A 5,976-nucleotide genomic window follows, 5' to 3' on the forward strand; every position below is an offset into this window, starting at 1 on the left:
TTGGCCAGGATTCTCTCGCGGTTGAGACCTGCGCCATCGTCGATCACCTCGATCAGGATGTTGCCACCCTGATGCTGGGCCGACAGGGTCAGCCACCCGGTCGGCGACTTGCCGGCCGCTTCACGCTTGTCCGGTGACTCCAGGCCGTGATCCAGGCTGTTCCTCACCAGGTGGGTCAAGGGGTCGATGATGCGCTCGATCAGGCTCTTGTCGAGTTCGGTGGACTTGCCCTCGGTCACCAGTTCGACATCCTTGCCCAGCTTGGCCGCGAGGTCTCGCACGAGGCGGGGAAAACGGCTGAAGACGTAATCCATGGGCATCATGCGAATCGACATCACCGACTCCTGCAGATCGCGGGCATTGCGCTGCAGGAGATTCATGCCATTGACCAGCGGCCCGTGGGACACGATATCCAGGTCGCTGGCCGTCTGCTCCAGCATCGACTGGGTGATGATCAGCTCGCCGACCAGATTGATGATCTGGTCCACCTTGTCGACCGGCACTCGGATGGTGCTGGACTCGCTACCCTTGGCATTTTTGCCGCTGGACTTGCCGGATGAGCGCGACGACGCGGCGCCACTCTTCGGTCCATCCTTGTCCACCTCGGGGGAGGCTTCGACCGCCGGGGAAGCCTTCTCTTCCACCGCAGTCGCCGCGGGAGCCGTCGGCACCGCGGGTGGCGCAACGGAGCCGTCGCCCGCCGCCGTGGCCTCCACCTCGATCGACAACTGCTCCGGCTCGATGATGAAACAGAGAACGGCCTCGATATCGTCCTGGGATTCGCTGCTATCGAGCAGAACCCGATACCGGGCGACATCACCGGACTGCGAACTGATCGTCCCGAAGTGCTGGAGTTCCTCGACCAGCAGTTCCCGATCCTTGTCGCTGACGCCGGTCAGCGTGATCGCCAACCGCCGCGGGGCGGACGCCCCCTCCTCGTTACGCTCGGCCCCGGCCCCGGCCCCGGCCTGGGCCGAATCGCCGGTCTCCGGCGCAGTTGCCGCAGGTGCCGGCTCCGGTTTGGTCGCCGTCTTTACCGCCTCGCCCTGCCCCAACTCATCGAGCGCCATCTGCTGCAATACGCGGGAGATGCGCTCGAACGCCTCCGCATCGGGCTCGCCACCATTGCGATAGGCATCCAGTTGGTCATGCAACATATCTTTGGTTTCCAGAAACGTGTCGACGATATCGCGCCGCAGTTTGAGTTCGCCACGCCGGGTATGATCCAGCAGATTCTCCAGCAGGTGGGTCGTCTCCTGCAGGACGGTGAAGCCGAAGGTACCCGCCCCCCCCTTGATGGAGTGGGCGGCGCGGAAGATCGCGTTGAGATCTTCGCCGTCCGGATCGTCGACATCGAGATCCAGCAGCAGGCGTTCCATATCCGCCAGCAGCTCTTCGGCTTCTTCAAAGAACGTGTCGTAAAAATCAGAAATGTCCATGAGCACCTGCCATAGAAGCCCTACATAGAGGGCGTGAACGCGTCTGCATCAAGTCGATGAACCCTGGCCTCCCACCACCGCTACGGTGCCGCTGGCGACCGGCGCCGGAGCCTCCTCAGGAAAAGGCGCTCGCTCCTGCTGCTCGATGGCCTGGGCCGCGCGATTGTCCAGTACCACTATGCTGATACGGCGATTGACGTCGTCGCTGGGAAGCGTGTTGGGCAACGTGATGCGAGATCCCATGCCTGCGACCCTCAGCAGCTTGTCGGGAGAGAGACCTGCCGCGATCAGCTCTCTTCTGGAGGCATTGGCGCGATCGGCGGAGAGTTCCCAGTTGCTGTACCCCTTTTCGCCACCGGCATAGGGAAGATCGTCGGTGTGACCACTGATGCTGATAGGGTTGGGCATCTCGTTGAGCACTGGCGCGATACGGCGCAGAATCTTCTGCATGTAGGGTTCCAGCCGGTCGCTGCCAAGCTCGAACATCGGTCGTTTGTCGCTATCCACGATCTGGACCCGCAGCCCCTCTGGCGAGAAGTCCATGCGCAATTGTGACCGCAGCTCCTTGAGCTGCGGATCGCTCTGGATCACGCTCTGGAGACGATCGCGCAGATAGCGGAGATTGCGCTGCTCGTCGCTCGAGCGCGTCTGTTCACGCACGTTCATCCGCCGCACTTCACCGTCAGTCTTGGTCGGGTTGTCACCGCCGCCGGGGATGGCGCTGGTACTGGCCGTGGTCTTGTCGCCACCAGTCAGTGCCACGGCGAGAGGCGTGCGGAAGTACTCGGCAATGTGCTCAAGCTGGCTCGGGCTGGCCGTGGAGAGAATCCAGAGCACCAGGAACAGGGCCATCAACGCCGTCATGAAATCGGCATAGGCAATCTTCCAGGATCCACCGTGGTGCGCTGCCGCCTGGACCCGCTTGCGCTTGATGACCAGCGGGCGCCGCTCACCGCTACCGCTCATGAGCCATCCGTCCCCGTACTGCGCAGTGTCTGACCGCTGGAGCGAACGTGCTCCTCGAGCTCACTGAAGGAAGGTCTGACCGCGGTGAACAGCGCCTTCCGGCCGAATTCCACGGCCAGCTGCGGTGCCAGGCCATTGAGGCTTGCCATCAGCGTGACGCGGATACACTGCAACATCTTGGTCGCTTCGCCGACCTGGAGGTTGATGTGGTGCGCCACGGGGGTGACGAAGCCGTATGCCAGCAGGATACCGGCGAAGGTTCCGACCAGCGCCTGCGCGATCATCTGCCCCATTACCCCGGCCCCCTGGTCCGCCGATCCCAGGGCGTGGACGACCCCCATGACGGCCGCCACGATCCCGAAGGCCGGAAGCCCGTCGCCGACGGCCGATAGCGAGTGCGCGGGCATTTCCGCTTCATGCTGGAACGTCTCGATCTCGTGCTCCATCAACGCATCGATCTCGAATGGGTCCATGTTGCCGCTCACCATCAGACGCAGGTAATCGGTCAGGAACGCCATGATCATCGGATCCGAGAGGATTTTCGGGTAGTCCGCGAAGATGGCGCTATCCTGCGGCGAGTCGATATCGCGCTCGATCGCCAGCATGCCGTCCCGGCGCGCCTTGGTCAGGAGTCGGTACTGGAGCGCCATCAGCTCCATGTACATCATCTTGTTGTAACGCTTGGTGCGCTTGAGCTTCGAGAACGAGCGCAGAGTCGCCTTGATCGCCTTGCCGTTGTTGGCGCACACGAAGGCGCCGAGTGCGGCCCCAATGATCATGACGAACTCGGCGGGCTGGACGAGAGCGCCGAGGTGCCCGCCGATCGCGACGTAGCCACCGAACACGCTACCCAAAACGATGATGTAGCCGAATAAGATCAGCACGGAAATACTCCCGTATACAGTACATGGCGAACCTGATGACTGTATCGGCAGCGGACCCGATGGGCTTGAGGGTAGAAATATCAGAAAAGCGTAATTCGTCGACAGCGCACAGCGAATGGTTCGCGGTCACTTTACACCAGGCATGAAAAAGCGGGCCCCATGGGGCCCGCTTCGTGAAGGCGTTGCAGCTAGACGGCCAGGTGTTTCGCCAACGGCATATCGACGGGAGCGAAGGTGTGCTCCAACGGCTTGGTCACCCGCTTGGCCTTGCGCGTCTTCCCCGCGCGAGACGGCGGCTGGCAGATGCCACAGACGTAATCGTGGGCGGGACTGTGGGCGTGTGCCACGAAATCGCCCTGGCAACCTTTACACCGGGAAAGCTGCAGGAGATCGCTTTCGAAAAACCGGACCAGCGTCCAGGCACGCGTCAGCCCCAGCGTCGCTTCCACCCCGTCCAGAGCCACTTGCTCGAGGTAGAGACGGTAAGCCTTGACGAAGGCGGTCATCCGCCCGCAACCCAATTCGTCATTGAGACGACGATAGATATTGTAGAAAAGCGAGGAATGAATGTTCGGAAGCCAGGTGATGAACCAGTCGGCCGAAAAAGGCAGCATGCCTTTCGGCGGCGACATCCCCTTGACCTCCTTGTAGAGCTTGATCAGCCGGCCTCGGCTCAGGTCCGTTTCCGTTTCCAGCACCTGCAGACGCGCACCCAGCTCGATCAGCTCGATTGCCAGTTGCACCTGAAGCATTTCCGCGACGAGACTTTTATCCGCCATGACTCAGCTCCCCTGCTGCACGGCAGGCCGAGCGCGACCCGCGCCGGCCATCAGCAGGGAGGCGTGGGTCTGCTCGAGCCCCTGAGCCCTCGGATTGTGTATCAGCAGATTCAACTTGCTGGCGTCGGTGAAACGCAAATTGCACAGCAATTGGTTGGTGCGAGACAGCTGCGTCAACTGCTTGATCGACAAGCGCGCGATGGTGTCGGCCATGTCGGCATTGAGATCGAGCCGAAACATCGCCGACTCCCGATCCTCGTTCAGCAGACGCTGAACCAGGAGGAGGTAGGAGAGGTTAAGGTCCTGAATGTCGTCGAGAAGACTATTGGAGTGCATTGCTAGGTTCCCTGCGTATGGTTTTATCGGCATCTGTTGATCAGATGCTCCAACTGCCTGCTGGTGTTCTACATCAGCTCTTTATGATGGACCTAGTTTGCGACTTTTTGATGAAAAAAGGCAAGTTTTGTTACCAAATATATAGATGAGTAACACTCCGTCTACGTGTCGCGGCGGGGAGACGCTTTTAAATAATTGATCTAGTTATCAATATCTGACGGCCTGGGCTCGGTGGCGGGGCGCGAAATTTATCTGGAACGCAGTCCGGTGTAACCTCAAAAGGGCATATCGTTGAACATAAGGACAACGAATAAACGTTAGTTTCCTACCCCTTTTCGAGTGAACGATCGATCTGTCCGATCCACACCAACAACTCCGCGATGACCTGGTAGAGGGACTCCGGGATGCGTGCATCCAGATCGACCTGCATCAACAACGCGACCAACTCCGGGGAGTCGTGGACGAATATCCCTTCCTGGTTGGCGAGTTCGATGACACGCTCCGCAACATTCCCGTAGCCCTTGGCGACGACACGGGGTGCATCCGCATGCTCGCCGCTGTACGCCAGGGCCACCGCACGGCGCCGGGCGTCGCCTGCCTCGTTATCGCTCATGCCCTGCTTCCCAATGCCAGATCCACCTCTATTCCCAACGATGACAATCGCTCGCGAAATGATGAAAGCCCGACCTGGATGGAGTCCCGAGCCGATGCCTCGATGGGCTTGATCTCGACGTGCAGAGCGGCATCGCGGCGCGTGCGGAAGACGATATCGATAATCCCCAGAGTGGGTAGGTGGACCTGAACTTCGGCACGCCAGTCACTGGCGCCGCCATCCCCCTCCTCCCGCTCCCGGCGGTTCGGCGACTCCTCGGGGCTATCGTCTTGAGCGTCATTGCGCGGCATTTCGCTCAGGACCATCGTCATGGGGACACCCGGCCAGAGCTGACCATCCCAACGGAGATTGGGCGCCACGATCACCTCCAATTGCTGTCGAACCAGCGATTGCAGCGTGTCGGAAGGCGCCTGGGATAACTGATGGGCCCGGGTCATCGACGATGGGCCAGGCTCGTCAGCACGGGCTCCCGTCAGCCTCGCCACCTCATGCGTGGAAGTGGGAAGCCGCTCGGTGCTCGTCCGACCGGCCACCGTATCGGCAGTTGCCGCGACACCGGCGTTCGGTGCCATCGACGCACGGGGCGAGACACTCCGACCCGGCCCCTGGGGGAGCAGGCTCCGGTCGTGGAAGCTTCCCATGGAGAACGACGACGCGTTGAGAACAGGACGAAACGTCAGGCTCAGCCAGGCCTGGGGCTCCCGCATCAGCGCGGCACGAGGATACTGGCCGGACATCCAGCGCAACAGGTGCGATTCGTAGAAGACGCCGCTCTCCCTGACGCTCTGCGAGAGAGCCGCCGCCAACACGTGGGGACTATCGCCAGACTGGGGCAGTAGCGAGAGGAGCGGCCTGATCGATGGGGTCTGGGTCGCGGGAAACCGCGCCAGGATATCCCCGCTCTCGGTCGCGGCATGGCTCAAGTGCAGTTGTGTCGATGATGCATCGCTCCTGCCGCT

The 5,976-nt window shown here is 61.4% G+C and carries 7 protein-coding genes; all 7 read right to left on the reverse strand.

The window, feature by feature from the left end; genetic code table 11:
- The coding region (locus tag AC3AYF_RS17290; protein ID WP_487780078.1) for an Hpt domain-containing protein at window positions 1–1,439 on the reverse strand (1,439 nt) is incomplete at its 3' end.
- A gap of 48 nt (window positions 1,440–1,487) precedes the next feature.
- On the reverse strand, window positions 1,488–2,405 hold the full coding sequence (gene motB, locus AC3AYF_RS17295) for a flagellar motor protein MotB (protein WP_487780079.1): 918 nt from the start codon (window positions 2,403–2,405) through the stop codon (window positions 1,488–1,490).
- Window positions 2,402–3,289: a flagellar motor stator protein MotA gene (motA, locus tag AC3AYF_RS17300; RefSeq protein ID WP_295040544.1), complete on the reverse strand. Its 888-nt coding sequence runs from the start codon at window positions 3,287–3,289 to the stop codon at window positions 2,402–2,404. Before motA ends, motB begins: the two co-directional genes overlap by 4 nt.
- Window positions 3,290–3,477: 188 nt before the next feature.
- A complete protein-coding gene (gene flhC, locus AC3AYF_RS17305; RefSeq protein WP_295040546.1) occupies window positions 3,478–4,068 on the reverse strand; it encodes a flagellar transcriptional regulator FlhC in 591 nt (196 codons plus the stop codon).
- A 3-nt stretch (window positions 4,069–4,071) separates the two neighbouring features.
- Window positions 4,072–4,404, reverse strand: coding sequence for a flagellar transcriptional regulator FlhD (gene flhD / locus AC3AYF_RS17310; protein ID WP_295040548.1), 333 nt, complete (start codon window positions 4,402–4,404; stop codon window positions 4,072–4,074).
- A 325-nt stretch (window positions 4,405–4,729) separates the two neighbouring features.
- The gene (locus tag AC3AYF_RS17315; protein WP_295040550.1) at window positions 4,730–5,017 is read right to left on the reverse strand and encodes an EscU/YscU/HrcU family type III secretion system export apparatus switch protein; all 288 of its coding nucleotides are present in this window, start codon (window positions 5,015–5,017) and stop codon (window positions 4,730–4,732) included.
- On the reverse strand, window positions 5,014–5,976 hold a 963-nt coding region (gene fliK, locus AC3AYF_RS17320; RefSeq protein ID WP_487780080.1), incomplete at its 5' end, for a flagellar hook-length control protein FliK. The genes fliK and AC3AYF_RS17315, both read right to left, overlap by 4 nt.

It is taken from the genome of Salinicola sp. (assembly GCF_982684285.1).